Origin of the sequence: Paenibacillus hexagrammi (assembly GCF_021513275.1) — a bacterium.
Taxonomy (GTDB): Bacteria; Bacillota; Bacilli; order Paenibacillales; family NBRC-103111; genus Paenibacillus_E; species Paenibacillus_E hexagrammi.
This window is the reverse complement of the sequence record NZ_CP090978.1, coordinates 431,740-456,816: the sequence shown is the minus strand read 5'-3', so window position 1 is coordinate 456,816 and position 25,077 is coordinate 431,740. Positions and strand designations below refer to the sequence as shown.

General features: G+C 48.9%; 26 protein-coding genes. 13 read left to right on the top strand and 13 right to left on the bottom strand.

What is annotated here, in order from left to right; all coding sequences use genetic code 11:
- The first annotated feature begins 111 nt into the window (after positions 1–111).
- Positions 112–1,914 (top strand): ABC transporter substrate-binding protein, encoded by a 1,803-nt coding sequence (locus L0M14_RS02050; RefSeq protein ID WP_235120437.1) that lies wholly within the window; start codon positions 112–114, stop codon positions 1,912–1,914.
- A 540-nt stretch (positions 1,915–2,454) separates the two neighbouring features.
- Here the strand turns inward: L0M14_RS02050 and L0M14_RS02045 are convergent.
- Positions 2,455–2,715, bottom strand: coding sequence for a YqkE family protein (locus L0M14_RS02045; RefSeq protein ID WP_235122780.1), 261 nt, complete (start codon positions 2,713–2,715; stop codon positions 2,455–2,457).
- 59 nt (positions 2,716–2,774) lie between these two features.
- The gene (locus L0M14_RS02040) at positions 2,775–3,236 is read right to left on the bottom strand and encodes an ester cyclase (RefSeq protein WP_235120436.1); all 462 of its coding nucleotides are present in this window, start codon (positions 3,234–3,236) and stop codon (positions 2,775–2,777) included.
- Positions 3,237–3,499: 263 nt separating this feature from the next.
- Between L0M14_RS02040 and L0M14_RS02035 the strand changes: the two genes are divergently transcribed.
- Positions 3,500–3,973, top strand: a complete 474-nt coding sequence (locus L0M14_RS02035; RefSeq protein ID WP_235120435.1) for a MarR family winged helix-turn-helix transcriptional regulator — start codon at positions 3,500–3,502, stop codon at positions 3,971–3,973.
- 18 nt (positions 3,974–3,991) lie between these two features.
- Here L0M14_RS02035 and L0M14_RS02030 read toward each other — a convergent pair whose 3' ends face one another.
- The 4 genes from L0M14_RS02030 to L0M14_RS02015 form a co-directional block, all read right to left on the bottom strand.
- On the bottom strand, positions 3,992–5,224 hold the full coding sequence (locus L0M14_RS02030) for an NAD(P)/FAD-dependent oxidoreductase (protein ID WP_235120434.1): 1,233 nt from the start codon (positions 5,222–5,224) through the stop codon (positions 3,992–3,994).
- 237 nt (positions 5,225–5,461) lie between these two features.
- Positions 5,462–6,229: an EcsC family protein gene (locus L0M14_RS02025; RefSeq protein ID WP_235120433.1), complete on the bottom strand. Its 768-nt coding sequence runs from the start codon at positions 6,227–6,229 to the stop codon at positions 5,462–5,464.
- Positions 6,230–6,429: 200 nt separating this feature from the next.
- Positions 6,430–6,870, bottom strand: a complete 441-nt coding sequence (locus L0M14_RS02020) for a GNAT family N-acetyltransferase (protein WP_235120432.1) — start codon at positions 6,868–6,870, stop codon at positions 6,430–6,432.
- Positions 6,848–7,612, bottom strand: coding sequence for an MBL fold metallo-hydrolase (locus L0M14_RS02015; RefSeq protein ID WP_235120431.1), 765 nt, complete (start codon positions 7,610–7,612; stop codon positions 6,848–6,850). The genes L0M14_RS02020 and L0M14_RS02015 overlap by 23 nt, the downstream gene beginning before the upstream one ends.
- A gap of 127 nt (positions 7,613–7,739) precedes the next feature.
- Between L0M14_RS02015 and L0M14_RS02010 the strand changes: the two genes are divergently transcribed.
- The 4 genes from L0M14_RS02010 (at position 7,740) to L0M14_RS01995 (ending at position 10,872) form a co-directional block, all read left to right on the top strand.
- The gene (locus L0M14_RS02010) at positions 7,740–8,168 is read left to right on the top strand and encodes an Lrp/AsnC family transcriptional regulator (RefSeq protein WP_235120430.1); all 429 of its coding nucleotides are present in this window, start codon (positions 7,740–7,742) and stop codon (positions 8,166–8,168) included.
- A 44-nt stretch (positions 8,169–8,212) separates the two neighbouring features.
- Positions 8,213–9,172, top strand: a complete 960-nt coding sequence (locus L0M14_RS02005) for an AraC family transcriptional regulator (RefSeq protein ID WP_235120429.1) — start codon at positions 8,213–8,215, stop codon at positions 9,170–9,172.
- 244 nt (positions 9,173–9,416) lie between these two features.
- Positions 9,417–10,622, top strand: a complete 1,206-nt coding sequence (locus tag L0M14_RS02000; RefSeq protein ID WP_235120428.1) for an MFS transporter — start codon at positions 9,417–9,419, stop codon at positions 10,620–10,622.
- Positions 10,623–10,653: 31 nt separating this feature from the next.
- Entirely contained in the window at positions 10,654–10,872 is a 219-nt protein-coding gene (locus tag L0M14_RS01995) for a hypothetical protein (RefSeq protein WP_235120427.1), read from the top strand.
- Positions 10,873–10,945: 73 nt separating this feature from the next.
- Here L0M14_RS01995 and L0M14_RS01990 read toward each other — a convergent pair whose 3' ends face one another.
- Both L0M14_RS01990 and L0M14_RS01985 read right to left on the bottom strand, forming a co-directional pair.
- Entirely contained in the window at positions 10,946–12,988 is a 2,043-nt protein-coding gene (locus tag L0M14_RS01990; RefSeq protein WP_235120426.1) for an ATP-binding cassette domain-containing protein, read from the bottom strand.
- On the bottom strand, positions 12,985–13,860 hold the full coding sequence (locus L0M14_RS01985; RefSeq protein ID WP_235120425.1) for an ATP-binding cassette domain-containing protein: 876 nt from the start codon (positions 13,858–13,860) through the stop codon (positions 12,985–12,987). The genes L0M14_RS01990 and L0M14_RS01985 overlap by 4 nt, the downstream gene beginning before the upstream one ends.
- 125 nt (positions 13,861–13,985) lie before the next feature.
- On the opposite strand from L0M14_RS01985, the gene L0M14_RS01980 reads away from it, so the two are divergent.
- The 5 genes from L0M14_RS01980 to L0M14_RS01960 all read left to right on the top strand — a co-directional run bounded on the left by L0M14_RS01980 (position 13,986) and on the right by L0M14_RS01960 (position 19,066).
- Complete coding sequence (locus L0M14_RS01980) at positions 13,986–14,591, top strand: biotin transporter BioY (RefSeq protein WP_235120424.1); 606 nt, start codon at positions 13,986–13,988, stop codon at positions 14,589–14,591.
- A 147-nt stretch (positions 14,592–14,738) separates the two neighbouring features.
- Complete coding sequence (locus tag L0M14_RS01975; protein ID WP_235120423.1) at positions 14,739–15,080, top strand: YrdB family protein; 342 nt, start codon at positions 14,739–14,741, stop codon at positions 15,078–15,080.
- Between the two features lie 56 nt (positions 15,081–15,136).
- Positions 15,137–15,973, top strand: a complete 837-nt coding sequence (locus L0M14_RS01970) for an aminoglycoside phosphotransferase family protein (RefSeq protein ID WP_235120422.1) — start codon at positions 15,137–15,139, stop codon at positions 15,971–15,973.
- 339 nt (positions 15,974–16,312) lie between these two features.
- On the top strand, positions 16,313–17,359 hold the full coding sequence (locus L0M14_RS01965; protein WP_405031022.1) for a stalk domain-containing protein: 1,047 nt from the start codon (positions 16,313–16,315) through the stop codon (positions 17,357–17,359).
- Between the two features lie 276 nt (positions 17,360–17,635).
- Positions 17,636–19,066 (top strand): sensor histidine kinase, encoded by a 1,431-nt coding sequence (locus L0M14_RS01960; RefSeq protein WP_235120420.1) that lies wholly within the window; start codon positions 17,636–17,638, stop codon positions 19,064–19,066.
- A gap of 94 nt (positions 19,067–19,160) precedes the next feature.
- On the opposite strand, the gene L0M14_RS01955 is transcribed toward L0M14_RS01960, so the two are convergent.
- A complete protein-coding gene (locus L0M14_RS01955) occupies positions 19,161–20,159 on the bottom strand; it encodes a virulence RhuM family protein (protein ID WP_235120419.1) in 999 nt (332 codons plus the stop codon).
- 191 nt (positions 20,160–20,350) lie between these two features.
- Positions 20,351–20,779 (bottom strand): MarR family winged helix-turn-helix transcriptional regulator, encoded by a 429-nt coding sequence (locus tag L0M14_RS01950; protein ID WP_235120418.1) that lies wholly within the window; start codon positions 20,777–20,779, stop codon positions 20,351–20,353.
- 157 nt (positions 20,780–20,936) lie between these two features.
- Between L0M14_RS01950 and L0M14_RS01945 the strand changes: the two genes are divergently transcribed.
- Positions 20,937–22,247, top strand: coding sequence for an amidohydrolase family protein (locus L0M14_RS01945; protein WP_235120417.1), 1,311 nt, complete (start codon positions 20,937–20,939; stop codon positions 22,245–22,247).
- A gap of 174 nt (positions 22,248–22,421) precedes the next feature.
- On the opposite strand, the gene L0M14_RS01940 is transcribed toward L0M14_RS01945, so the two are convergent.
- From L0M14_RS01940 to L0M14_RS01930, 3 genes are all read right to left on the bottom strand, one after another.
- The gene (locus tag L0M14_RS01940) at positions 22,422–22,889 is read right to left on the bottom strand and encodes a phage tail protein (protein ID WP_235120416.1); all 468 of its coding nucleotides are present in this window, start codon (positions 22,887–22,889) and stop codon (positions 22,422–22,424) included.
- 25 nt (positions 22,890–22,914) lie between these two features.
- Positions 22,915–23,394 carry a GyrI-like domain-containing protein gene (locus L0M14_RS01935; RefSeq protein ID WP_235120415.1) on the bottom strand — a complete coding sequence of 160 codons (480 nt, stop codon included), beginning with the start codon at positions 23,392–23,394 and terminating at the stop codon, positions 22,915–22,917.
- Positions 23,395–23,487: 93 nt separating this feature from the next.
- Complete coding sequence (locus L0M14_RS01930; protein WP_235120414.1) at positions 23,488–23,895, bottom strand: DoxX family protein; 408 nt, start codon at positions 23,893–23,895, stop codon at positions 23,488–23,490.
- 155 nt (positions 23,896–24,050) lie between these two features.
- On the opposite strand from L0M14_RS01930, the gene L0M14_RS01925 reads away from it, so the two are divergent.
- Positions 24,051–25,016 (top strand): helix-turn-helix transcriptional regulator, encoded by a 966-nt coding sequence (locus tag L0M14_RS01925; RefSeq protein WP_235120413.1) that lies wholly within the window; start codon positions 24,051–24,053, stop codon positions 25,014–25,016.
- Positions 25,017–25,077 lie beyond the last annotated feature (61 nt).

The window sequence follows — 25,077 nt, the reverse complement described above, 5'->3', positions numbered from 1 at the left end:
TGCATCAGAGGCGGTTTGTTATTTCCTCCCTTTTATTGTAACCTTGAAAACAAGAAGAAAAAGTGCAAGTTTGATTTTAAAAATTTCATATTTTACATGCAGGTGATTCTTATGAAAATACGTCGTCACTATTTAGCTCTGCGCAACGCTTTTCCCGATATTTCCGAAGATACACCTCTGGATATTACCGTTCAGGAGCTGGCCGATCTATTAACCTGCACCCATCGCAATATGGTGCTGCTTCTCAAACGGATGCAGCAGGAGGGTTGGCTCGTCTGGACTCCGAAAAAGGGCCGCAGCAACCGCTCCACCTTGATCTTCACCGCCAGCCGGGAACGGGTCATCCTTGAAGAAGCGCAGGAAATGGTCGATAAGCAAAACTTGCGATCCGCGCTGGACCTCCTGCACACCGAGAATTCTTCAACCGGTATCCGCGGACAATTCCAGGACTGGCTCTCTGAGCAATTCGGCTTTCACTCGGAAATTCAGGGCCAGCGCAGAATGGACATCCTGCGTTTCCCGCTGCCGCAGACGATTCATTCTCTGGACCCTGCGGCCATCCATTTCACAGGAGAGTCCCATCTGGTCAATCAATTATTCGACGGGCTTGTCCGCATCGATTATAAAGGGCAGTCCGTGCTGCCTCATCTGGCCCATGCGTGGGAAGCAGACGCAGCAAGGACAACATGGACGTTCTACCTCCGCAAAGGCGTCCGCTTCCATCATGGCCGGGACATGCACTCGGGCGATGTCAAATATTCACTGGAGCGACTGCAGCGAATGGCGCAGCGAGGTCTCTACAGCTGGGCCTATGCCGGGATCGAAGCCATCGAAACGCCCGACGATACGACGGTTCGCATTCATCTGGCAAAGCGCAATGAAGCCTTCCTCCCCTTCCTTGCAACAAATCGGGCCTCGATCGTTCCGCAGGACTTCTGTGAAGCGGCAGGCGGAGATTTCGGCTTGTCGCCAGTCGGTACAGGACCGTTCCGGCTTGCCGGGAAAGAGCAGGGGATCTGGGTGCTGGAAGCATTCCCGAGTTATTTTCAAGGGCGGGGCTTTCTGGACCGGGTAGAGGTTTGGAGCTTGCCTGAGGGAGAGCAGCATGACGCTTCTGCGCCGCTGCCTGCTTTTCAAGTCATGCATAATGCCCGAATGCCGGACATGGAGGAGAATTGGCGGCAGGTCCGGCAATCCGGCATGACGTGCAAATTCATCACCGTCAACGAAGAGAAGGAAGGCCCCCTCACAAACGAAGTCCTACGCGCCGCGGTGGATGAAGCATTAGACCGCATTTATTTGCTGGAGCTGCTTTCGGGGGATGTCATCGAAGGCGGAGACAGCTTCTGGCCGCAGCTGGAAGAGACAGCCGCTAGGCCGCTGCCGAAGTGTGTCAACGATGTTAAGCAGCAGCTCGTTAACTCGGGCTACAGGGGAGAGACGCTTATTCTTGCGACGATCCCGCAGTACGAGTTCGATGCTAGGGCCGTACAGGAAGTATGCCGGCGAGCGGGCATACAACTGGACATCCGGCTCCTTCCTGCGGAGGAGTTCAAAGGGGAAACCCGCATGTCGGCGGACCTATTGCTCTTTGCCGTAATGCTGGATGAGCACCGTGAGCTGCGTCTGATCGACCTGTTCAAGAGCATGCAGGAGCACGCCATGCCGGATGTGAAGAATTGGATGGACGACAAGCTGGAGCATATCCTGACGGAGTCAAACGCAAGCGAGAGAGCGCGCCATTTTGTAGAAATGGAAACGATGCTGAAACACCGGCACAGCCTCCTGTTTCTATACCGGAAGCATTTGAAAACGGCCTTCCACCCGTCCATCCGCGGTATTTCCCTAGAGTCGCTAGGCTGGGTGCGTTTTCGTGACCTGTGGTTTATACCGTCGGGTACGGATTCAGAGTGAATAGACCGAAAATGGTGTACGGGTTAATCGTTCTTTTTTTGTTTGTTTTTGTTCTCAATATATTCCCAAAGATCATATGTGCCCCAAAATACTACGGCTACAATCAATGTAAAAGGTCTTAATTCCCGAGGTAAATAAAATGCTAGAAATATTACAACCAACAGGAATGGTGGTAGAAGGATCCAATATTTTTTACTTCGCACAGTAGGACTCTTCCTCCCTATCACAAATGTAATTCCCATTATTGCCGTTTTAACGTATATGCTTCATTAATAACTTACATGCACATATACATACTACCACAAATTGGAATTCATCTACCCATTGATCTCTGACAGCAACTTCTGTCGATACGCTTTTACGTGCGCACATATCGCCCATAAGCAAATAATCAAGCCGCGAAGGTCCTTGCCCCTCCTGCGACCGGACTTTCACCGGCTGGAGGTTGCGTGTCTCTGGGCACGCTCACATCAAAAAAGGTTGAACAGAGGCATCCCCCTATCCAACCTTTTCTTTGACACAGTACGTACATCTTCATTGCTATTTATGCTTGCGCCAGTCCAGACTGCTTTTATTCAGCAGATGCTCAAAGTCGTTTTCCAGCCGCTTCTCTTCCGCCTTGCGGGCTTCTTCCGCCTGCTTCCTAGCTTCTTCTTTGCGCTGTGCTTCTTCCGCTTTCATAGCGTCCGCTTGTGACTTCAGTTTGTTCACGATATCCGGATTCAGCATATCCTTGAGCGTTGCCGGTTTCTCCCCGGCTGATGGCGCGGGAGCGGCGTTTTGCCATTTTTTCTTAGCCACTATACTCACCTCTGTTTCACTCCCATTATAACGCTTTATGGGCGTGATATACAGATCACCTAGCCTCGCTTGATTTGGCATACGGTTTGTTGATTCAATGTACCGCCGATTTGCGACAGTAAAGCGGCTGTGTCGAAAAGCGCCCAATGCTCGGCAATAAGGCCCTGCTCCAAGCGGTATTCCCGATATAGATTGACCTCAACAGACAGCCCCGTCGGCTCTACTCCTCGAAAGGTCCCTTGGTGAGTCCCTCGCAGCACAAGCCTTGCGACGACTCGATCCCCATCGCCAACGATGCTCTGAATCGAGGATTGTTGGTCCGGGAACGCCGCAAGCAGTACACGGGACATGCCGATCAGACCGTCCTTGGTCCCTGGTGTATACGCATGATCCTTATAATCGGTGCTGAGCATCGTTGCTGCCAACTCCGTACGATTCTCATTCCAGAAGCCTTCGATAAAACGGCGAACCAGATCCTTGTTCTCCTCCAATTGGTTTGATGCTTCTTGTAACATTTCCATTCCCCCACCTCGAACTATAATAGTCAATTTAGTTGACTACATAAGCATAAGATCTTCTCGGTTATGTTGTCAAGTAAATTGACTATATAAACTAAGAATCTCCTCAGCTCATTGTCAAAGAATGGACTATATAGTAATAAGTAACCCTCACACCCCTCAACTTTGCTAAAATAGTCAATTGATTTGACTACTTAACTGGACTTATAATAAACGTGCGCTTTACACCCGCATCCCAAACTTATTGATTCGAAAGGTGATCACTTATGGCACATGATCTGCCCCTACAAACTGATTTAGCAGCACTTCTATCCATGTCATTCAGCGCGATTATTCATGAACTTCATCAACGTCTGGATGCTTTAGGCTTTGACGATATAAGGCCTGCCCACGGATTCTTATTTCAACGTATCAATCCGGACGGCGCGACCGGCATGGAAATAGCCGAGCATCTGGGCATAACCAAGCAAGCGGTCAGCCAGATGATCGACTATTTGGAACAGCACGAGTATGTCGCAAGACGCCAGCACCCGAAGGACGGGAGAGGCAAGATCATCGTATTGACCGAACGCGGATGGCAGCTCATACATGCCAGAGAAGCCTTTTACAAGGAAATCGAACAGCAGTGGGCTGCCATAATCGGCTCAGAGCGTTTGGAGCATATCAAGTCCGATTTGAGCCATATCATCCTAAACATACATGCAGGAGAATTCCCTCAGCGGCTGCGGCCTGTCTGGTGAATGGAACAGATTCCTTCGCTACATCCATACATGATGATTCCCAGAAATTGCTCCTTGTTTAAAGATCATTTTCTTCCACACGAGGGGAATGCCGCCTATGAGATATAAATATCGCGCGTCAATGAGCTTTTTCAGCAAGGCTGCCTTGCGGCCCTTCACCTTCTTGACTTTCAGAAGCCCGACGGCCTCCCCTCGGCCAAGCGAAGCTACGGTGCCCTTATAGTCATAATCAAAAGGCTGCATAGGACGCATTCGTACCGAACAGACCAGATTTCTCGCCACATTATAGCCCTGCTGCACCGCAATCTGCGCATTGGCCGGATAAGGAGTTCCCTCGGGACTCATCACCATCGAGCAATCACCGATGATGAATACATGGGGAAACTGCGGAGAGCGAAGGCAATCGTCTACCCGCACACGTCCTCGTTGAACCTCAAAGCCCGCCTTCTCCAGCAGAGAATTCCCCCGAACCCCGCCTGACCAAATCACCGTAGCCGCTCGAATAAAATGGCCGTCCCCGAGCAGAACTCCCTCCGGCGTGCATTCCCGAATCGGCGTGGACAGCTTATATTGGACGCCTTTGCGGCGCATAACGTCCATTCCGTATTCCACAAGATCAACAGGCATATCAGGCGGTAACGCAGCCGGCGAAGCATCCACATTGATAATCCGAACCAGAGAAGGATCTACATCGTAGCAGCGGCACAGCACAGGTATACGATCGGCAAGCTCTCCTACAAATTCGGTTCCCGTAAACCCGGCTCCGCCTACGACGAAGGTTAAGTAGTCCTTGCGCTGCGGCTCCATTTTATACTTGGCAAACATGTACTCTACATGCTGGCGAATGAACCGAACGCTGTTGATGCTTTTGATCGACATCGCATATTCCTTTAAGCCCGGAATACCGAAGGTCTCCGCTTCGCTGCCCAAGCCAATCACCAAATAATCATACTCCAGCGTCTGATCCTCGAGGATCACCCGTTTATGCACGGGATCAACTCTCTGCACCGTAGATTTAATAAAATGAATCTTCCGTTCGTCAATTAAATCGGCGATTCGAACGCGCGCATTGTCATGGTGATCGGTACCCGCGGCAGGCATATGCAGATGCGTAGTCATGTAATGGTAAACGTGCTTATTGACTAGCGTGACCTCAGCTTCTCCGGCTCTGAGCTTCTTCTGGAGCCTGATCGAAGTGACTATACCGCCATAGCCTGCTCCCAGGATCACAATTCTCGGTGTCTTGGCCATCATATCCTCTCCTTCAAAAAGCCTATTTCTTCATGTACAAGGATAAACGACTTCATCGTCCTTAAAGACGAAAAAACCTCCCGAACAGTCCGCCATATTCCTAGCTCCCTTCTTCACCATGTATGTTGTGAAAATATTCACAAATACTTGCAAGGGAGAAGCCCTGACTGCTTCATATTCCTAGCCGGGCCCCTTTTCATCGAAAGTACGTCTCTTCCCACATTCACTTTAGCCTGCTTATTTAGTTGAGAACATCTTCTCTTTGTCCTGCAGCTTTCTCATTCGAAAGCAATTCATGCCCACCTCGCCCAGCTCCTCCAGCAGTCCGTAATTCGCCCATGCTCCTACAATCGCACCAATGCCCGGCACCAGCTGCAGCAGCTTACGTAAATCGAGCGTATCCCGGTACTCCTGCTGCAATTGCAGCCAGTCGACATGCTGCATATACGAGGAGGACGGGGGGAGTGAGCCCCTTGTTTGGTCCCATGCCCCAATCGCTGACAAGAGCTCAGGCTTCTTGCTTTGACTGGAAAAGGCCAGCTGAAATACGTACAAAAGAAACAACCGCTCCCGATAATCCTGCGTTGAATATCCGTAAGCGTGCGCGAGCTCAAACAAAAATTTCATCTTGATACCGATCAAGATCGGAAAATCCGCCAGCCCGAGCAAAATTCCTCCGGCACCTGTGCCTGCACCTTCAGCGGCGGCGATCTTCTTATATAGCGAGAGCAGCTCCTCCGCTCTGGCATCGCTTTGAGCGAGAGATGCCTCTGCAAGGGGCTCGCTCCGGGGCATGTAATCCATGCCGAACAGTGTCGTCTGGAACATCCCTTTCACCGTTGCTGTGATCGTTTTGTGCACCTGCTCCGGTATCATTTTATTTATGCGAGCCGAAACGGATTTAGACGCTTTTTCCATCATTCCGGGTTCTTTTAACATTCGGATCTTCCAACGTCTGAGCGATTTTATCGTCTGTTCTTCGTAAAGCGTAAAGCCCATATCCATTTCAAACATCTCCCTCATGTTCGACGAACCGGTCCAATGCGCACTGCTGATTACCGGCAGATATAAGTCATACGAGCGAGAGGGGAGCTGCGTTGCATGAAAGTGGACCCAATTTGCAGCAGGGGAGCCAGTCTAGGACGATTCATCCAAGGCTGACGCTATTTAAGATTTCAGGCACAAACCCTAATTTCGCTTCTACATTATTCTTGAAAAATCTGCATCCAATGCGAGCCATCCTGCAAGGGCTGAAAACCGAATTTGGCATACAGGCCGCCGGCGTCTTCAGTAACAAGAAGAAACCGCCGCAGTCCTTGCAGCTTCGGGTGTGCTAATACAGCCTCCATGAGCTTGCGCGAAAGACCTTTTTCCCGGTATTCCTCCAATATGAATACATCGGTGAGATAGGCAAATGTAGCACAATCCGAGATCACTCTTGCAAACCCGACCTGCCGGCCCCCATTCACTTCATCATAGAGTCCGAACACTACCGCTGAATGCTGGACGGCACGCTCAAATTGCTCCAAGGTAAGCGACTTTGCCCAGTACATCTGTTCATGCAAATAGCGGTAAACTAGCGGCATATCCACCCTTGCCGGATCGCTATCGATGTGTATGCCCTTATCTAGGATTGGCTGTCTCAACCCATTCACCATCTTCCGGAATCAATACTTGCTCCGATAAACCCGCTTGCTGTAAACCTTGCCTGAGATCACTCCTCGTTACTAGGCAGTGGTTAATGGCATCCATATGCACGGCGATGACCTTGGTATACGGCGCATAGCGGCATACATGAATGACATCTTCTTCATCCATCGTAATCGGCTCACCGATAAGAAACCGCGCTCCACCTGCGTTGACAACGGTAACATCCGGATGATAGGCATCCAATGCAGCCTTAACCTCCTCGCACCAAATGGTGTCACCTGCCACATAGACGGTCGGCTCCGCGTCAGATTGCAAAACAAACCCAGACACTTTGCCCATCTTTTGTCCGATCAGACCTGTTCCATGTTGCCCGTCTGTTCGACTGATCGTAATACACTGAAACGTAAGGCTCTGATCCACTGCTGTAACGGATGTGAAGCCATCCTCCATGAAGTTCCTTTCATCTCCTGGCTGACAAAAGATAGGGACCGATTTCAGCAGGCTTGAAGAAGCAGCTTTGTCCCAATGATCCTGATGGAGATGCGTGACGAGCACAGCATCCGGCTCCAACCACTGCTGCCGATCGGATGGCAAAGCCACCAAAGGATTTCTATGTAGATTCGCCGAATTCACGATAGGCGGATTCGCCTTGGCGTCGCTGAACATAGGGTCCACCAAAAGACGCAGCCCCGCATATTCCACCCATAATGTCGCATGCCGCACCAATTGAATATTCACTATAAAACACCTCTCTCTGCTTACTTTCGATCTGTTACAATTATAAAAAAGCATGGCGGCACATGCATACAACCCGGTGAAACAGATCCTGCCGTTTTATTTTCAAAATGAAAGGAATTAAGCCTAGATGAATCCTGCTACCCTCGATGAGACGGACACTCGCATTTTGCAAATCCTGCTGGAGAATAGCTCTCTGACCCATAAAGAAATCGGACACATGGTGCACCTCACAGGTCAGGCTGTCGGCGCAAGAGTACGAAGGCTTCAGGATCTTAGGGTCATCGAAGGATACACCCTTCGCTGGAACCCGGAAAAGATAGGCTTAACCGTTCAAGCCTTTATCGCGGTATTTATGAAATCCAGCACGGCTCATCAGGACTTCCAAAGTTACGTGAATGCTCACGAGCAGGTCGTAGAGACCCATCGTGTCAGCGGTGAAGGCTGTTACTGGATCAGGGTTCGCGTGCGATCATCGACCGAGTTAAATCAATTCCTTGATGAGCTTCTGCATTACGGCAACTACAGAGTCAGCATCTCCATCGGACAAATCAAATAATCGAAGGTCGAGATGTTAAGACGGTAAAGGAGGTTCATGGAAGAATGGGAGTAATTGAAGATCGTGCAGTTGCACGAAAGGACGGGGCAGCTGATGAATCCATTGAACTAGAAGCGGCCCGACTTGCGCATTTGGCCAACACCTATGCGCCACATGACGGTGTGTCTCAGCCTGGTATTCCGGGACTGTACATCAGCCGTTATTCACAAATGAATAACACTACTATCAAAACTTTCTATACACCCTCTTTACTTCTTGTTGCACAAGGAGCGAAGACCATTACAGCAGGACAAGAAACCTACCGCATCGCAAAATCGCAAATACTCCTGCTTCCTGTAGCCCTGCCGATTGCTACAAATTCCGTGCATGCCGCCCCCGGCGAGCCCTTTCTCGCCATACGATTGGAGCTTGATCTTAATCGAATCGCCGAGCTGGTTCTCAAGGTGTTCCCGCAAGGTATTCCTCCCGTTCAAAAGCGTCGCGCAGGTTACGTCGGGGATGCTGACCTCCGCATGATGAATGCGGCGAAAAGACTGCTAGAGTGCATCACCCAGCCTCATGATGCTGAACTCTTGGCCCCTCTCATCTTAGATGAGATCTTGATCCGAGTTTTGCGCAGCCCGATCGGCATACATGTCGCCGAAACCGGCTTTGCGGAATCAAGCGTACAGCGAGTAGTGAAGGCCATAGTATGGCTCCGTGAAAATTTCTCCCTGCAAATGAAGGTCGCGGAGCTGGCTGAACAGGTCCACATGAGTGAATCCTCCTTTCACGAGCATTTTAAAGCCGTCACATCCTTGAGCCCGCTGCAATACCAAAAAGCGCTGCGTCTTCATGAAGCAAGGCGTCTCATGGTCTCCGGTTCCATGGATGCGTCGACCGCATGCCAGCTCGTAGGGTATGTAAGCGCCTCACAATTCAGCAGAGATTACAGCCGCTTCTTCGGGAATCCGCCCCGAAGAGATATCGTGCAAATGCGGCAGCAGCCTCAAGCAAGGAACTGATCGTATCGCAGATGTCAGCATGCAGCCAATATCGAAAAGACTGTCTCCATCTCCACTCTGCTGCCGAGCTTGATTGAAGTTGATTTGGCTAGCGTATTTGCGAAATCACTCAGCAGTCCATCATTAGCGGTTTCTGGAGGATCAGGCAAGAAGTGTAAGGGAACAGGCAAACATCGAGGTAGTAAGCAAACTATAATAAGTTACAGAATTGCTATTGAACCCTCTTCTCGAAAGGATGTTTGCCATGACAGATCACGCTCTACAAGTAAGTCATCCCTCGACACCACGATACTCCATGCTAACTGCCATCTTCGTCTGGTGCGCCCTAGTGGTCGTATCGGGGTTATACGTTACCCTTCCCATGGGTCCCGTGTTGGCTGGCGTTTTTCACGTGTCGCCAGCTGATGCGGCGTGGACCAGCAGCGCTTTTTCACTCGCCTACGCACTTGGCTTTCTCGTGTTCGGGCCATTGTCCGATCGGTTCGGCCGGTGGCCTATGATGTTTTTTGGCCTGCTGGCATTATTTATCATCACGCCTCTGCTCGGTCTTGCTCCGAGTCTATCCGTCCTGGTCGCGCTTCGTGCCCTGCAAGGCTTAGCCTCAGCGACTTTTGCGCCATCTGTAATTGCCTATGTTGTTGAGAGGTTCCCCGCGGAACGGAGAGTGACGGCAGTAGGATTCATCAGCACCGGATTTCTTGTCTCGGCCATCGCCGGACAGCTGTTCAGCAGTGCGGTCAGTGAGTACTGGGGCTGGAACTATGTGTTTTATCTTCACGGGGGATTCGTGCTTATTTCCGCCTTGCTGTTAGGCAAGCTGATCCCCAGAGGACACGCGTTCCACACGAAAACGGGGTTGGCTGCTTTATACAAGCAGCTGCCTGAGGTATTTCTCTACAAACCGCTGACTCTCTGTTATTTGATCTGCGTGACTGTCCTGCTATCGCTTGTCGGCATGTACACGATTTTCGGGAGTTACTTGATGAAAGCCCCCTTTGAACTCACTGCTGCACAGCTTCTGCAGGTGCGGGCTATGGGACTCATTGGAATGGTCTTGTCGCCATTCGCAGGGCAATTGGTCGCGAAATTTGGCATGAAGACCGTGCTGCAAGCCGGACTTTTGCTTGCTGCAGCTGGACTGGGCTTCATCGGTTTTTGCACGTCGCTGCCCGTATTAATCGTCGTCAGCATCCTATATATTGCCGGCATATCCGTCATCATCCCTACATTGATTTCCCTTGTAGGAATGCTTGCGGGAGCTAGACGCGGCGCTGCCGTTACGGTGTATTCGCTGGTGCTGTTTATCGGGGCATCGGTAGGGCCGCTAATCGCATTGAATGCTCTGAAAACGGGCAGCGGTTTGGCAGCTTTTGAAGCGCTGGCTATGCTTTTGCTAATTGCTTTTGGAGTATCGTGCTTCATTCGAGTTTCTGAACGCACAGCGCATTGATCCTGAGACCTGTAGGAAAAGGAGAGATTCGATGTACCCGGAGATGGCATGCGGTGACTACCCATTCGCAAGCTCCTATAAGCTTTATGAAGAAAAGTCTGAGTTGCTTTTCGCTTATCTAAAGGAGCACGGAGCGGATCGTGCGGCTCTGCAGGAATTACAAAAAGAGCCGCTTCCCGATGCCTTAAAGGGGCCGTTCCCTCATCATCGAAGAATGATGGAGGATCGGCCCCTGAGACTATCCATATAACGGAGTGAAGCGTTCGGAAGTTTCCGCAGCTTTTTTCAGTAAAGCGTTGTATTCATTCATAGTGTCAAGTTCATCATCTGCCAGACCAAATGGCAAGTAAAATAAAGCAAACCACACCTGCAAGCACGGTGACCGTATCTCTCTTAGCCCAGTTCAGCATATGCTTCTGAGCCGTCAAAGGCTGTCCGCCCATACGTTTCAATTCCATCGCCATGGTCATCTCCTCCGCCTTATAGAACAAAGACAGCAGGAGCGGCACAACCAGCGCAGGAATATCCCGCATACGGACAGCGCCAGGGCGCAGCGATGCTTTTCCCCGGGCGCGGACAATCGTGGAGAACCTTTGCCATTCTCTTAAAATAAGCGGTAAAAAGCGGAAAATCAAAGAAACAGCCAAAGCAAAGGAATCCACGGGGATTTTTACCTTTTTCAAATATTTCAGCACCCAGCCGAGCCCTTGGACCATTTGTCCGTAAGGTGTTGTCACCGCAAACCAATAGCCCGCAACGACCACCAGCAGCAGCCGGGATACATTCAGTACGGTTTCCGCCGCACGCTGCGTATCGAAGCCCAGCGTAAACGGGCTGGGTTCGAATGAAATTTGCAGCCCGGCTAACGCGACAGATACGATCATGAAGATTACAAATGACCGCGCAACTTTCACGCCCCCGCGAATCACCATACGCGGCAGACCGATGAACCCAAGCAGCACCGGAACAGCTGCGGCCGCAAGCCCTGTCCAGTGATGCTGCAGCATCGCTGCGATGACCAGCAGCACATAGAGCATCCATTTGGCGCGGGGGTCCACGCGATGCCAAGCCGCTCGAGGCGGAAGTGCATCTTCTTCTGCTTGGACGGATGCTGCGCCGAGTGATTTCGGCGAGGTGTCAGTGGACGGCATCGCACCCGATGGGCCGGCCGATGACAGCGGAGAGGCTGCTCTCGGCAGTACCGATGAATCGGCAGCAGATGGCTGCACGTTTGATGGACCGGGCGAAGATGGCGAGGCTTCAGCACATGGTGCGGCGCGGAAAACGTCAGGTGTTGCCGAAGGCATATCGGCGATTATCGCAGCGTTTGCTTCAAAAGGCGGGCTCAGCGGTGCGGCTGCGTGCGGCTGCGCGTTCGCTGCGCCGGGCGATGCCGCCGGAGCTGCAGCTGCCGGAGCGGCCAGCGCAGCAGACCCACACGCGGCAGCCGCCCATGTCGGGCTGCCAGCTCCTGCGAGCGCAGCCATGCTTGCAGGCTGCGCTGCTGCCCCTGCGGAAGTGCGCGCCCGCAGCGCTTCCGCGATCGCTGCAGCTGCGCGCTCAGGCGTGAGCGTATCGGGCGGAATCACGATTCCGCCGATACGCTCCAGCGCCTGAGCTGCTTCCGCGCAGCTGGGCAGCCCTACGCCGGCTGCCTGCAGCAGCTCCGGCCGGCGGCAGACCGCCTCCGGCGTGCCGTCTGCTGCGACGGCGCCGCCGGCGAGCACGATCACACGATCCGCCAAGGGCAGGAACGTGTCCAAATCATGGGTGGCTATGACATAGCCGCCCATGGGTCTCTCGCTCCGGCGGATCAGCCGGAGCAGGTCGCCGACCGCCGCCGCTTCCATGCCGGCGGTCGGCTCGTCCATGAGCAGCCAGTCCGGGGCGGCTGCGAAGGTCGTGGCCAGCGCGAGCCTGCGCTGCTGGCCGCCGCTGAGTGAGAACGGCGACCGCTCCATGGCGAAGACGCCGTCTGGATCAAATTCCGCGCACGCTGCGCGGATGCGGCGCTCCCGCTCTTCTGCGCTTAGCCGATACGGCCGAAGAGAATACAGAAACTCCTGCTCTACGCTGCGGGCAAAAAGCTGCTGCTCCGGGAACTGGAACGTCAATCCAAGCCTCAATAGCAAGGACGGAGCCACCTTGCCTTTATGCCACATAGGCTGCTCATCCAAATAAATAGCGCCCGAGTCCGGCTCCACTATTCCCGCCAGCACCTGCAGCAGCGTGGATTTGCCCGATCCTGTATGGCCGACGAGCAGCGTAATACTCCCCTTTTCCAAGGTAATATCCATCTGCTTCAGCAGCTTCTTGTTCTTGTTATCTGGCGCGTTCACTTCCACATTGTGCAGTCGTATGCTCATAGCATCTTCACCGCCTCAGCAAGTTCTTCGGCACATAAGGGAAGCGGATGAAGCTCCCATCCCTGATCCATCAAGAGCAGCGCCGTTTGAACAACAAAAGGCGGCTCCACACCGAGCCTTTGATAAGGAGGCAGAATACCTTCATGAATCGTACCCGCAGATTGGCTCAACTCGGATTTTCCACATGCAGGCCCTGAAGATTGACCGTAGAAAAACTCCTTCGGACAGCCATCATAAGCAATCCTGCCCTCCCCGAAAGCAACCACACGGCTTGCCTCAGCGACCTCTTCCATTCTATGTGTAATCCACACGATCGTGGTTCCCCTCTGATGAGCCTCTTTCACTGCACGCAGCACATCATGTCTGGCTGCAGGATCGAGCATCGCCGTAGGCTCGTCAAGCACCAAGATGTCCGGCTCCGCGGCTAAAGCCGCAGCTATGTTGACCAGCTGCTTTTGACCGCCGGATAGACTAGCGAGCAGGCGGCCTACCGGTACTTGCAGCCCCACGCGGCTCAGCACCTCTTCGTATTTCATTTTCCTCGCTTCAGCGGAAATATCTTCAGCAAGCGGAATATGCTGCAGCTCCTCCTCCACGGTATCTCCGACAAACTGAGTGTCTGGAATCTGCAGGACCCCTCTGATCGTCAGACCCTCCCTGTCTTTCAGAAGCTGCCCGCTTGATAAAGGACATAATTCTAGTAAAACGCTGGCTAATGTGCTTTTCCCGCTTCCGTTCCTTCCTACTACTGCCACCCAATCTCCTCGCAGAATGTTCATAGAGATATCCGACCAAACCTGTTTGGCTTGTCCCGACTCCACTCTATAGGCTACGGAGGCTTTATGTAAGGCTATTGCCGCTCTATCAGACATATGGAAAAAGTTCCTTCCCCTTTTGAAAAGCTTGTGCTATAATCCTGATTGTCAACCGAATTGTTAACTATTAAGTTGACATTATATTAACAATAAGAATATCAGAATTAGGAGAGATGGACAATATGAAACTCACACTCCGAGGCATTGTTTTCAGCGCATTATTTGCGGCACTTCTCGTATTATTCAGCTTTGTTACCATTCCGTTAGGGTTTTCACCGGTTCCCATTACTTTACAGACCCTAGCCGTCATGCTAGCAGGAGGACTTCTTGGAGCCAGATACGGCTTCCTCAGTATGATGCTTGTCGTTGTTCTGACCGCGATTGGCTTCCCGATGCTGCACGGTACCGGCGGGATGAGCGTCATCCTAGGACCTACCGGCGGTTTTATCATGATCTGGCCGTTCTGCGCCCTGATTATCGGACTTCTCATACCGCGCATTCAAATGAAAGGAGCAGTCGGTTTTATTGCCACTTTCCTCGTTCTTGAGATTTTCGGATCGCTGATCATGTACCTATCTGGAGTTCCATGGTTGATGTACAAGGTTCCAACTTATACATTCGCTAAGGCCATGACAGCAGGCTGCTATCCTTTTTTACTTGGAGATGCGATCAAAGCAGTTGTAGCTGCACTCATTATTGCGCCGGTTCGCCAAGTCTTCCCTTATGAAAGATTGACAGGCACCTCCTCCCGCAATGTTGTTCAGCAAACGCAAGAAACCGCTATGTAATGGTATACAGCTTCTATATGAGGCAGTCCAGTATCCCCAGTAAGGGGTCTGTGACTGCTTTTTTATTTCCCACTTGATGAAACTAATATTATTAGTTAATATACTTATATATTTAGTTTTTTTGTATAAAGAAAGGATGATTCTACCATGTACATGGTCATCAAAATGTCCAACCTTGGATTACGGTTTCTACTCGAGCTTTGTATCCTCGCTTCCCTTGGATATTGGGGTTTTACTACTAGTAAAGGCATCCTGCTGAAAATAGCTCTCGGGTTAGGCGCCCCCTTAGCCGCAGCCGTACTCTGGGGAATGTTTGTCGCTCCTAAAGCTACCTTCGCCGTATCAGACCCCCTCCGATTCATCATTGAACTTATCATCTTCTCTTCCGCTTTTGCCGCACTTTCCTTCAGCGGACATATCAGACTGACTCTGGCCTTTGCTATTATTGCTATCGTTAATCGGATTTTGATGGCGCTTTGGAATCAATGATTCTATGATTAAGACTATCAGCACATATCGATCTCTACCAAGGAGGAACAGCATCCATGGATCTTGCCAGCCTTCTAAATATGATCAACGAGAAAGAGGACACTTCTTTTCAACTGGTATCTAAATTCAAACAAGGCACACAAGGTGCTTTTACGATTCAAGATCATGCAGGAAATGAGTTTGTTCTGAAGTGGGGACATTCCGCTGAGCTTACATCAAGATTAGACGAAGCCGCAGCCTACACCAGTGAGCTTAAACGGAAGGGCTATCCGCTTCCTCTATACACCCATATCGGTCATACTGATGGATGGAGTTACTCCATACAAGAGAAGCTTGCGGGAACACTATGTCCACCTGAGAATTTGCCTGTGCATCTCCCTCGCATACTGGAGATTAATGAGCTGCAAAGAGACCAAGTTAAATCTAGCCATTGGCCTGAACGGATCGTGAACGCTGTTATTTATGGTGAGAGTGAATTTTGTTCCCATCAACCGCTCCTTCACTTCTCTTCAGCGACTGCCGAATTGTTAATCGTTTTACAGAACGTGATGTACACGTATGACAGACACACTTATCGAACAACAGACATCGTTCATTTTGATTTCCATCATCAAAACCTATTAGTACATGAGGGGCAGCTAAGCGGTGTAGTGGATTGGCAGTTTCCGTGCGCAGGTGATTGTACATTTGATCTACTTACCTTGATGCTCTACACAGAGCCGGATTCGAAAGCTTGGAACCAGCTTAAACAAGCTGCCGAGAGACATGTAGGGAAAGATGTAGCATCCATTTACTTATCCTACCTGCTTCTCAGACAGATTTGCTGGTGTATAGAGCATTGGCCTGCATGGCTGGACCATTGGTTCCGTGTTGCCAAGAAAGCTTTAGATTAACGGATTTCACGCTGAGGAGGTATAATCCTTTGATAGTAGCCAATGAAGACTACTCCTATCACGACAGCTACTTTATAGTGGGTCATTTCTCCACATTTCTTGTACTTGCTATCCTTATAAGTGTTGTCGTCCTTATTGCAGCTATCTTCGTGAAACGACGACGAAAAAATCGTTGACGTAAATCATGCCCAACTCTCAAGCCCCTAGAGATTTGGGCATTTTGTTTTCTCAAACAAATATTTACATCATTTACTTTTATTCTAACAAGCAACAAATACTCGGATTTTCACGTATAAGATAAGTCAACTATAACTGAGAAAAGGGTGATTGATCTTGAAAATGAAGTCCGTTGCTTTGGCCGCTTTGACCTGCGGCATGATTTTAGGCGGTACGGCTGCTGCCTATGCGGCGAGCAATTTGGAGGAAATCAAGGCCTATCTCAACCACACCATTACATTCGAAATCAACGGCAAAGCATGGCAACCGCCCGTCGATCCGGATACTGACCAAGCCCTTGTCCCGATTACTTATCAGGGCAGCACCTATGTACCGCTAAGAGCTTTAGCGAATGCCCTGGACCAGCCTGTAGATTATGATGACGCGAATAAGAAAGTATGGATTGGCCAAATGATTGACGGTGTCAGCCACGAGTCGCCGGTGGTATCCTTCTCCTATACCGATGATCAGCTCAAAGACATTCAAAAGACCTTTTGGTTTACGGCCAATTTGCCGGCCAAGCTGGTGAAAGGCGATGCATTTCTGGAAGCAGGCTACGATGATGTAGATGGCGGCTGTTGGCTAAAGTATAAGCATCTCACGATTGGGCAGGGCCGAAGCTATTACCTGATACCCGATGATGTAGAGCAGAACGTAACGCTCGCCAATGGAACGAAAGCCTATTGGATGAAGGATGGAAATCTTAGCTTCCCGTTTGGTGACGTTAACATCACGATGAAATCGGAGGACTTGTCACTCAGTCATAAGCAAATTGAAGAGATTGCCGCTTCTATGTACGAAAGCCCGCTAAAGGTCGTTGATGCCAGCCAATTTGCGGGCCGCACATTTACGAAGCAAGGCTCTGACAAGTATGATACCTCCACAATCCAAATCAAAAAAATGGACGCGGACAGCGTCACCTTTAGCGTGATGGCCACCCATGCTGTTGGCGGTGATGCCGGAATTCAAAATGGTAATGTTCACACAGGAACTATTGATGATACGACGGTAAAAATTTTTGGAAGGAATGCTGAATACAGCACGGAATCCCCTGCCTATGATTTGATCTTTGAATTTAATCATGACGGTACGATTCAAGTAACGGAACAAGGCGAAAGCGGCTTTGGGCAAGGCGTTCAGCTTTCCGGTCTTTATACGCCGAGTAAGTAACATGGTAAAACCTTGGCATGGCTGACGACTGTCATACATCTTCCGTACCTCGCGCTGGAAGCATCGCGTTGTACGGAAGGCGGCAGCCTGCTAAAAATTTATTTTCCCCTTTGCTGCAAAATGTGAATTATGCACTTCCACGAACCCCTGGATTTAGGTAAAATAGAGAAAATAATGAAAACAACCCACGTTCAATAATCCATCCTATTCCGCCAGGAGTTGACTACTATCCTTCTCTATATTTTGATGTTTCTAACGTTATGGAGCATCAGTGTCATGGTCCTCATGAAGAAATCCCATGACTTTTACTATCAATGGCTGAGCTTTTCGTTCTTCATTGGCGGAAGCGCCAGCTTTGCGGTATCGATCCCCACAACGATTATTCCGTATTTCAAGCACCTTTCCTTCCTCACTGACGATGGAGCACTCCTGATCGAGCAAATAGCCATTCCCTTCTTTATCGCCTATTGGTATGGAATCAATTTTTGCTTTTTTATCTGCTCGCTCTACTTTGCCGATTGGGTGCCCAAACGATGGAGAGCCCCCGCTGCTGTTCTGTTGTTCCTTCCTGTTGGAGTCCAAGTGATGCGCACAGCAGACTGGACGCTGCCTTTCCACCTTGATATCTCAGATGTTAGATGGATGAACGGCTTCTATTTCATCGCTTCAAGCATCATCTATTTGATCTCCTGTATCCGAGAGCAGGACCCTTACATTAAGCGCAATCGGATCCGTACCGCGTTTGTCTTATCTTCCGCCGTGATGGGGTCCTATGTATCGGATTTCCTCGGCATGCAGCAAATTGTGATGGAGCACGGTTATTTTAACATCGAGAGCAACGGGGCCTGGAAATATAATTCCTTTATCATATTGTGGATTGTCCTTTTCTTTATCTTTTATTCCATCAAGTACGGCTTTATGGGGATCAAGCTGCGAATCGAGGAGCAGCGCAACGATTATTCCATGCAGAATATGACGAAGGGCACACAAATTCTGAATCACACGATTAAAAATGAGCTTCAAAAGATTCGCTATCTGAACACCCGAGCCCTGACCAGCTTGGAGCAAAATCGAACCGAAACAGCGGCCGCGGCACTACAAAGCATCGATACGGTCACCGATCATCTGCTGGAGATGGTGAACCGAATTCGAGATAAGGCCGAGGAAATTCGGCTGGAGCCTCGTGAACAAAGGCTCGGCCATCTGATCGACGGCGCAGCGGATGCCATTAAGACATTAGCCGGGGATCGGCTGGAGCTGCGAGTGGAACTATCGGTCGACGGCTGGCTGACCTGTGACCACACCCATATGAAGGAAGTACTGAATAACCTGCTTCTGAATGCCTTTGAAGCCGTTCCTGCCGGGCAAAAAGCCGTCATCCGCATTCAAGCGCGAACGCTTGGCAGCAAGCTCCTGATCACAGTTCAGGATAATGGGCAGGGGATATCCGAAGAGAATGCGAGCCGGGTATTCGCCCCATTCTTCTCCACGAAGAAAAGCGCACACAGCTACGGACTAGGTTTGAGCTACTGTTATGCCGTTCTGCAAAAGCACGGTGGTAAAATCACAGTAGAAAAAACAGAGCTCGGCAAAGGAACCACTATGCAGCTCTTGCTGCCTGGGAAGCTGCTTCGCACCGATACGTCCATACCGGGGGTCTCCGACTTCGCCAAACCAAATCGGCGTTCCATGAAAGTAAAGCATTAGACTAAGCCATGAAAAAAACAGCGGCAGGCCGTGACTTGAAGAAACAAGTCTTAGGCTGCCGCTGTTGGCGTTTAATCAAGAATTTGCATTGCTTTTATTTTAAACGATTTTTATTAATAAATTTGGTGAAGTCATCCTCTTGATTATTTTGCATTTCAATACGTTTATTGTTGTACTTCTCATATTGATTAAATGCTAATTTCTCGGCAACTTCTTGTGATACCTTCCCTGCATTGGTAAGAATTTCACGTTCATTAAATTTTAAGAATGAGTTCAGCTTTTCAATCCAATCTTTCATGTACATTGGGTTTTGTCGTTCCGCTTGGTCTTCTGCATAGTCCAAATACATGGTTACGATACGGTTCAAGGACTGCATTTCCTTGTCGGATAAGTATTTTTTTGCGATAGTAACATCGGACTTTCGTACTTTATCACCCTTCCAACTTGTGAGTCCCATATTATCCTTCTCCGCATCGGCACGATCCGCGATTAATTCAGCTGCTGTATGTCCGTGAATAGCAAAATGCAGTTTGTTCTGAACAGTAGCGAAGAACTCTTTAGACAAGTCTGCTTGTGAATCGTAATCGATGGACGTAGCATAGATATCCGTGATTTTACGGTAAAACCTCTTCTCTGATGCACGGATATCTCGGATACGCTGGAGCAATTCATCAAAATAGTCTTGTCCGAAATTACGCATATCCTTCAAGCGGTCATCATCCATTGTAAAGCCTTTGACGAGGTATTCATTGAGCCGTTCTGTTGCCCACTTCCTGAACTGCGTACCTCTGTGCGAGCGGACGCGGTATCCGATGGCAATTATCATTTCAAGGTTATAGAATGATACTTCTCGTTCGACTTGACGCTGCCCTTCAGTTTGAACTATTCGGTTTTTCCGAATAGTTGCTTCTTCGTTCAATTCACTTTCTTCGTAAATGTTCTTTATATGTTCATTTATTGTGTTTACACCCTTCTGATACAATTCTGCAATCGCCTTTTGTGTCATCCAGACTGTACCGTTCTCCATTTTTACATCAATCTTAGTTTTTCCATCTTCGGTCTGGTATATCAAGATATCCGTCTGGTTGTCCATCTCATTCACTCCGTTCCCCGACTAGAAAATAGCTATGTCCATTTTACCATATCCTTAACCTTTACACCGACAGAAAAAGCACCCTTAAAGGCTAATGCCCCAGAGTGCTTTTCACGCTTAATCCCGAACAGGTGTGTTTCAAACGACACTACATTCGTGCTGGTGAACTTCGGGTCAGATTCCCATCACAATCATAATCGTTCATTAATTCTAATCAACAATTCCTTTAAGGTATGCTTCTCTTCTTCGGTAAGGACTTGAACGATTTCGTCCTCCACCTTTTGGAAAGACTCATTAAAGTCTTCAATCAATTCAACGGCTTTGGGTAACACATAAATATTTTTTTGCCGTTCATTATTGGCTGGGATTTTACGCTCGATAAATCCTCTTTGCTCAAGACCTTGAAGCATACTTGTAATGCTAGCCCCGCGCAGATGAAACCGATCGGCAAGATCCCTCTGAATTAATTCCTTGTCTTGATTCTCGTAAATATAGCTAATTATTTTCCCTTGTTGAGCGTTTAATCCTAACTCTTTTATGCTATCGTCCGCTTTTTTCTTTAACTTAAGGCCAATAATCTGAAACAAATCCAGATAAGGCGTATCCTTGCGAGGCTTCATGATCGTACCTCCCCATATTGTTAGAAAACTAACTGTAAGTAAGTAAACTATACAGAGGGCAAGCCATTATGTCAAACTAATATTAGTTTATTGACAGTTAGTTTTCTAACAGTTATACTTCGAATCATTAAGTAACGAACATTTAGGAGGAATTCGAATGGAGAAAGCAACTCAAAATACTCTGATAGAGCAAGCTACGGCGATTACCAATGTACATATCTTTGATGGAGATCAAATGATTACGCCCAGATCTGTTGTCATTAAAGGGGAATACATTATTTCAGTGGGCGGAGACATTCCGGCCGATGCAACGGTGATCAATGGTGAAAATGCGACTCTAATGCCTGGTCTCATTGATGCACATGTCCATACCTCAATCGGAGGATTACGAGATGCCTTACAATTCGGGGTTACAACAGAACTCGAAATGAACGGCGATTTTACTAGAAGAGGACGCGAGATTCAGTTAAAACATGTCCATGACGTCGCAGACGTCCGTTCTGCTGGCACTGCGATCACCGCTCCGGGCGGACACCCAGATGAATTACTGCCGGATGGAGATGAAATACCGGAATTCGTATTAAAGGAACTGGAGAAATTAACGGAGGAAGACCGGGAAGCAATGTTGGCTGCTTACGCTCACGATCACGATGAAATACCGCAAGTGACGACGGTGGAAGAGGCGATTAAACATGTGCATACGCAAGTGGAACATGGAGCCGACTATATTAAAATCATGATTGAAGAAGGCACGGTCATGGGCGCACCTGGCCTGCCCGTACTAAGCGACGAGATTCTGAAAACGGCCGTGACAGAAGCCCACAAGTTCGATAAGTTGGTCATCGCTCACGTTTTGACGGCTCGTTCATCGCAAGAGGCCATCGATTTTGGAGTCGACGGTTTGGGCCACTTGTTTGTCGACAGACCTGAGTACACGTCCGATTTGGTGAAATCCATAGCGGCTTCAGGCGCTTTTGTCATACCGTGCTTGGTGTTGAATTCATCGATTATTGGAAATCCGGCATCGGAATTGGCGAATGATCCGCGTGTTCATTCCAAATTAAGTCCGGATTGGATCGATATCTTGAACTCCAGTTTCAACACGTTTCCACAAGGCAATATGGAGAACAGCTTTAAGAATGTGATGGACCTTCACCGTGCCGGAGTTGATATTCTTGTCGGGACGGATGTCGCTCCGGTTCCTGTTCCGAATCTTGGCGGTCTTGCTCATGGAGCCAGCGTCCATCATGAAATGCAATTGCTGGTGAAGGCAGGTTTCTCTCCGATAGAAGCGCTTCAATCGGCTACCGCGAAACCAGCACGCCGCTTTGCTCTTCACGATCGCGGCCGTATAGCTGAAGGTGCGCGAGCTGACCTTGTGTTAGTAAACGGTGATCCGACAACCAACATCTCGGATACCTTGTCAATCAAATCTGTATGGTTCAAAGGTGTGCAACAGCTACGTTAATCATCGTTGCTATCCCAATACTATCGCCATGATTTAAGCCCGGTTCACCGATCATTCCATCGGCAAATTTATTGCAAATAAAAAACACCCAAAAGGGTGTGAAATACGCCCCTTAGAATAGATATCGGACTAGCCTTCTCGGCAACCGATCCAATCTAAGGGGCGTTCATTGCTTCAATATTCTCTTTTAATCACGAAGAAAGAACCTCGAATCGTCCCAGCCAGCTTGGACTTCTGTCTTGCAAACTTGAACTTCTTTTCCTCCAGCTCCTTAGGTACTTCCATCCCCTCAGATAGCTTAAATCCAACGGCTCGCTTCTTAGGGTCATCCACCGTATACAGCACGTTGACCACTAGACCATCCTCATAAAAGACGAAGGCCCACTTGATATTTTCGACTTGAAAACGCGATGTTTCTAAGGGTTTGGCCGCAAACTCAATACCGCGTTCTTCTTTTAAAACTCGTTGCACATATGCAAGTGTCTCCTGGCTTTCACTAGCTGGCACGACCGTAAATTCGTGCTTGTATTTGTTCATAAAGTACCGGGCTTCATTCGCCCGCAGCCCTGCTAGCGTTTCCGCTACTGGTGAAGATTCCAGACCAACCGTAGATACATGTTTAAAATCAACGATCGTGGACATTCCACATTCCTCCTACTGATCCCGTTTACTTCTCTACAACCGGAATCCACATCTCCCCATATATGAGGCCGTCCCGCTGTCCCATCTCAACGGTTGCATTGGGCCCGCCAACATAGGCGTATTGATCAACTGTCGGCAGGACTTGGCCAAAAGCAACGCCAGTAAGCATACTACTGAGCTCATCAGCCGTCCTCCCCTCACCTTTAACGACGAGGTATTGTCCCTTAGGGAATTGGATCACTCTGTGTTCTTCCGGTATTGATGCTTCTGTCATGACGCCGGCGTAATACATCATCTTGTGATTCACCGCTTCGTTTACAGCAAAGATGTAGTTGTTCGCGGCTACAGCCTTTAACGTGTCAAGCCTTCCATCCTGCTCCACTGTCCGCCAAAAGGTTTCCTTCTCCTTGTTCATGCCTGCATAATCCGTGTAATTGCTTTTCAGCTCTGTTCCAATACCAAGAACGATAAAGCTGTCTTTTTCCTCAAAAGTGTACGTTGCCATGATCCCAGCTCCTTTTTTGAATGGATGAATTTGATTTGTATTTCACTTGATAGGTCTATCATAACCTTAAATCATGTCAAAATATGATACTGTTTAAAAAAGTTTGCGGCTTTTCGGACGCAGCGCCCAAGACGCGATAGCAAGCGCGGCATAGAAGAGTGGAAGAATCATATGAAATCCACCATCGCCGTAATCATGAGCGAACGCATGAGATAAGGCCGCACCCGTCATTAGAAAAAAGATGCCGCTGTAAGCCCACTCCTTAAGCCGCGGAAAACCTGGTATGACGATCGCAATGACTCCAAGCAATTTCCAAGCTCCAAGAATGTTTGTGATGTATAGCGGAAAGCCTATATGCGTCACTACATCCACATTACCACCAAATCGCATCAATTGCCCAATACCGCTTAATGATATAGAGATCGCAAGAAATATGGTGACGGTCCAATAAGCGATTATTCTCCCAATAGGGCGGGTTACAACCTCTGCGATTTTTTTCACTGCCGGTACTCGTACTCATTCCTATTCCTCCTTTAGTCTCGTGTATTTGACATCAAGCCTCCTCTTTAATTTCTTTAAGTCATTTTGTTTTTCTACTTGATAGGTTTATAATAATCACTAATCATGTCAAAAAATGATACTGTTTAGAGGTTACGATGAAAAAAGTAGAACGGATTAACATCATCATGCGGTACATCAACAACCGCGCTCATTTTACCATTTCGGAAATCATGCAAGAGTTTCACATTTCCCGTTCGACGGCGATTCGAGATATCAGGGAAATTGAAGCGATGGGAATGCCGCTAGTCGCCGAAGTCGGGAGGGACGGGGGTTATTTTGTGATGAAAAACTCTGTCCTGCCCACTGTCAGATTTACTGATAATGAGATTAAAGCCCTTTTTATCGCCTTCATGGCCACACGAAATTTACAGCTTCCTTACCTCAAGAGCCGCCACTCTTTAGCGGAAAAACTACTCGGTCTCATCTCTCAAAACCAGCAGGATGATCTTGTCCTGTTAAATCAAATCTTGCTCTTCGAAGGTACCAATCCCTACAATCCTGACCTCCTTGATTTGTCAGACCTTCCCCATCCTATGTTAGAACAATTCATTCAAACTCTTCTTGTAGACCGCTACTTAGTGATTTCCTTAGAAGAAGGAAGGGAGATCAAGTCCTATTCCGTCTATCTCTTGCGCCTATATCGTGAAAAAAGCTCTTGGCAAATCGAAGGCTTCGACCTGAAGGAGGAAAAGAGGCGGATCATTCCCGTCGATAATCTCACCGATGTCAAACCATACCCCGAGAAAAAAAGGTTAAGCAATAAGAAGATTGCAGAGCGGCTAAGCAAGCAGGAGAAAGCCATCAACCTGGTTGTCGAGCTTGGTCCCAAGGCGATTGCTCAATTCAAAAAGTACCATCCCTTAAACATTACACTTTCCTATACGAATCCTTTTCAGACTACGGCTATTGTAAAGACGTACGTCCATGTTCATTCTCCAGACGAATTGGCCGAAATTACGAATTGGCTGCTTTTCTTAGGCGGCGATATCAAAATTAGGGAAATACCGAAAGAAGTTATAGAAGGATTCCAGGAAAGAGCAGCTGTGTTAGGGAACAAGTAATTAGCCATAGCTCCCGCCTGTGAAGTTCATCTGGGCAAAAAATGTGGCGATGAAAAGAACA

What these genes read in the sequence shown, in the direction of transcription:
- L0M14_RS01990 (WP_235120426.1), bottom strand. Translation starts at nt 12,988, where the DNA reads ATGAGCATACGACTGCACAATGTGGAAGTGAACGCGCCAGATAACAAG.
- L0M14_RS01925 (WP_235120413.1), top strand. Translation starts at nt 24,051, where the DNA reads ATGAAAAAAGTAGAACGGATTAACATCATCATGCGGTACATCAACAAC.
- L0M14_RS01960 (WP_235120420.1), top strand. Translation starts at nt 17,636, where the DNA reads ATGGTCCTCATGAAGAAATCCCATGACTTTTACTATCAATGGCTGAGC.
- L0M14_RS02050 (WP_235120437.1), top strand. Translation starts at nt 112, where the DNA reads ATGAAAATACGTCGTCACTATTTAGCTCTGCGCAACGCTTTTCCCGAT.
- L0M14_RS01980 (WP_235120424.1), top strand. Translation starts at nt 13,986, where the DNA reads ATGAAACTCACACTCCGAGGCATTGTTTTCAGCGCATTATTTGCGGCA.
- L0M14_RS02030 (WP_235120434.1), bottom strand. Translation starts at nt 5,224, where the DNA reads ATGGCCAAGACACCGAGAATTGTGATCCTGGGAGCAGGCTATGGCGGT.
- L0M14_RS02035 (WP_235120435.1), top strand. Translation starts at nt 3,500, where the DNA reads ATGGCACATGATCTGCCCCTACAAACTGATTTAGCAGCACTTCTATCC.
- L0M14_RS02010 (WP_235120430.1), top strand. Translation starts at nt 7,740, where the DNA reads ATGAATCCTGCTACCCTCGATGAGACGGACACTCGCATTTTGCAAATC.
- L0M14_RS01945 (WP_235120417.1), top strand. Translation starts at nt 20,937, where the DNA reads ATGGAGAAAGCAACTCAAAATACTCTGATAGAGCAAGCTACGGCGATT.
- L0M14_RS01965 (WP_405031022.1), top strand. Translation starts at nt 16,313, where the DNA reads ATGAAGTCCGTTGCTTTGGCCGCTTTGACCTGCGGCATGATTTTAGGC.
- L0M14_RS01940 (WP_235120416.1), bottom strand. Translation starts at nt 22,889, where the DNA reads ATGTCCACGATCGTTGATTTTAAACATGTATCTACGGTTGGTCTGGAA.
- L0M14_RS01955 (WP_235120419.1), bottom strand. Translation starts at nt 20,159, where the DNA reads ATGGACAACCAGACGGATATCTTGATATACCAGACCGAAGATGGAAAA.
- L0M14_RS02040 (WP_235120436.1), bottom strand. Translation starts at nt 3,236, where the DNA reads ATGGAAATGTTACAAGAAGCATCAAACCAATTGGAGGAGAACAAGGAT.
- L0M14_RS01975 (WP_235120423.1), top strand. Translation starts at nt 14,739, where the DNA reads ATGTACATGGTCATCAAAATGTCCAACCTTGGATTACGGTTTCTACTC.
- L0M14_RS01950 (WP_235120418.1), bottom strand. Translation starts at nt 20,779, where the DNA reads ATGAAGCCTCGCAAGGATACGCCTTATCTGGATTTGTTTCAGATTATT.
- L0M14_RS01985 (WP_235120425.1), bottom strand. Translation starts at nt 13,860, where the DNA reads ATGTCTGATAGAGCGGCAATAGCCTTACATAAAGCCTCCGTAGCCTAT.
- L0M14_RS02000 (WP_235120428.1), top strand. Translation starts at nt 9,417, where the DNA reads ATGACAGATCACGCTCTACAAGTAAGTCATCCCTCGACACCACGATAC.
- L0M14_RS02005 (WP_235120429.1), top strand. Translation starts at nt 8,213, where the DNA reads ATGGGAGTAATTGAAGATCGTGCAGTTGCACGAAAGGACGGGGCAGCT.
- L0M14_RS01970 (WP_235120422.1), top strand. Translation starts at nt 15,137, where the DNA reads ATGGATCTTGCCAGCCTTCTAAATATGATCAACGAGAAAGAGGACACT.
- L0M14_RS01935 (WP_235120415.1), bottom strand. Translation starts at nt 23,394, where the DNA reads ATGGCAACGTACACTTTTGAGGAAAAAGACAGCTTTATCGTTCTTGGT.
- L0M14_RS02025 (WP_235120433.1), bottom strand. Translation starts at nt 6,229, where the DNA reads ATGGATATGGGCTTTACGCTTTACGAAGAACAGACGATAAAATCGCTC.
- L0M14_RS01995 (WP_235120427.1), top strand. Translation starts at nt 10,654, where the DNA reads ATGTACCCGGAGATGGCATGCGGTGACTACCCATTCGCAAGCTCCTAT.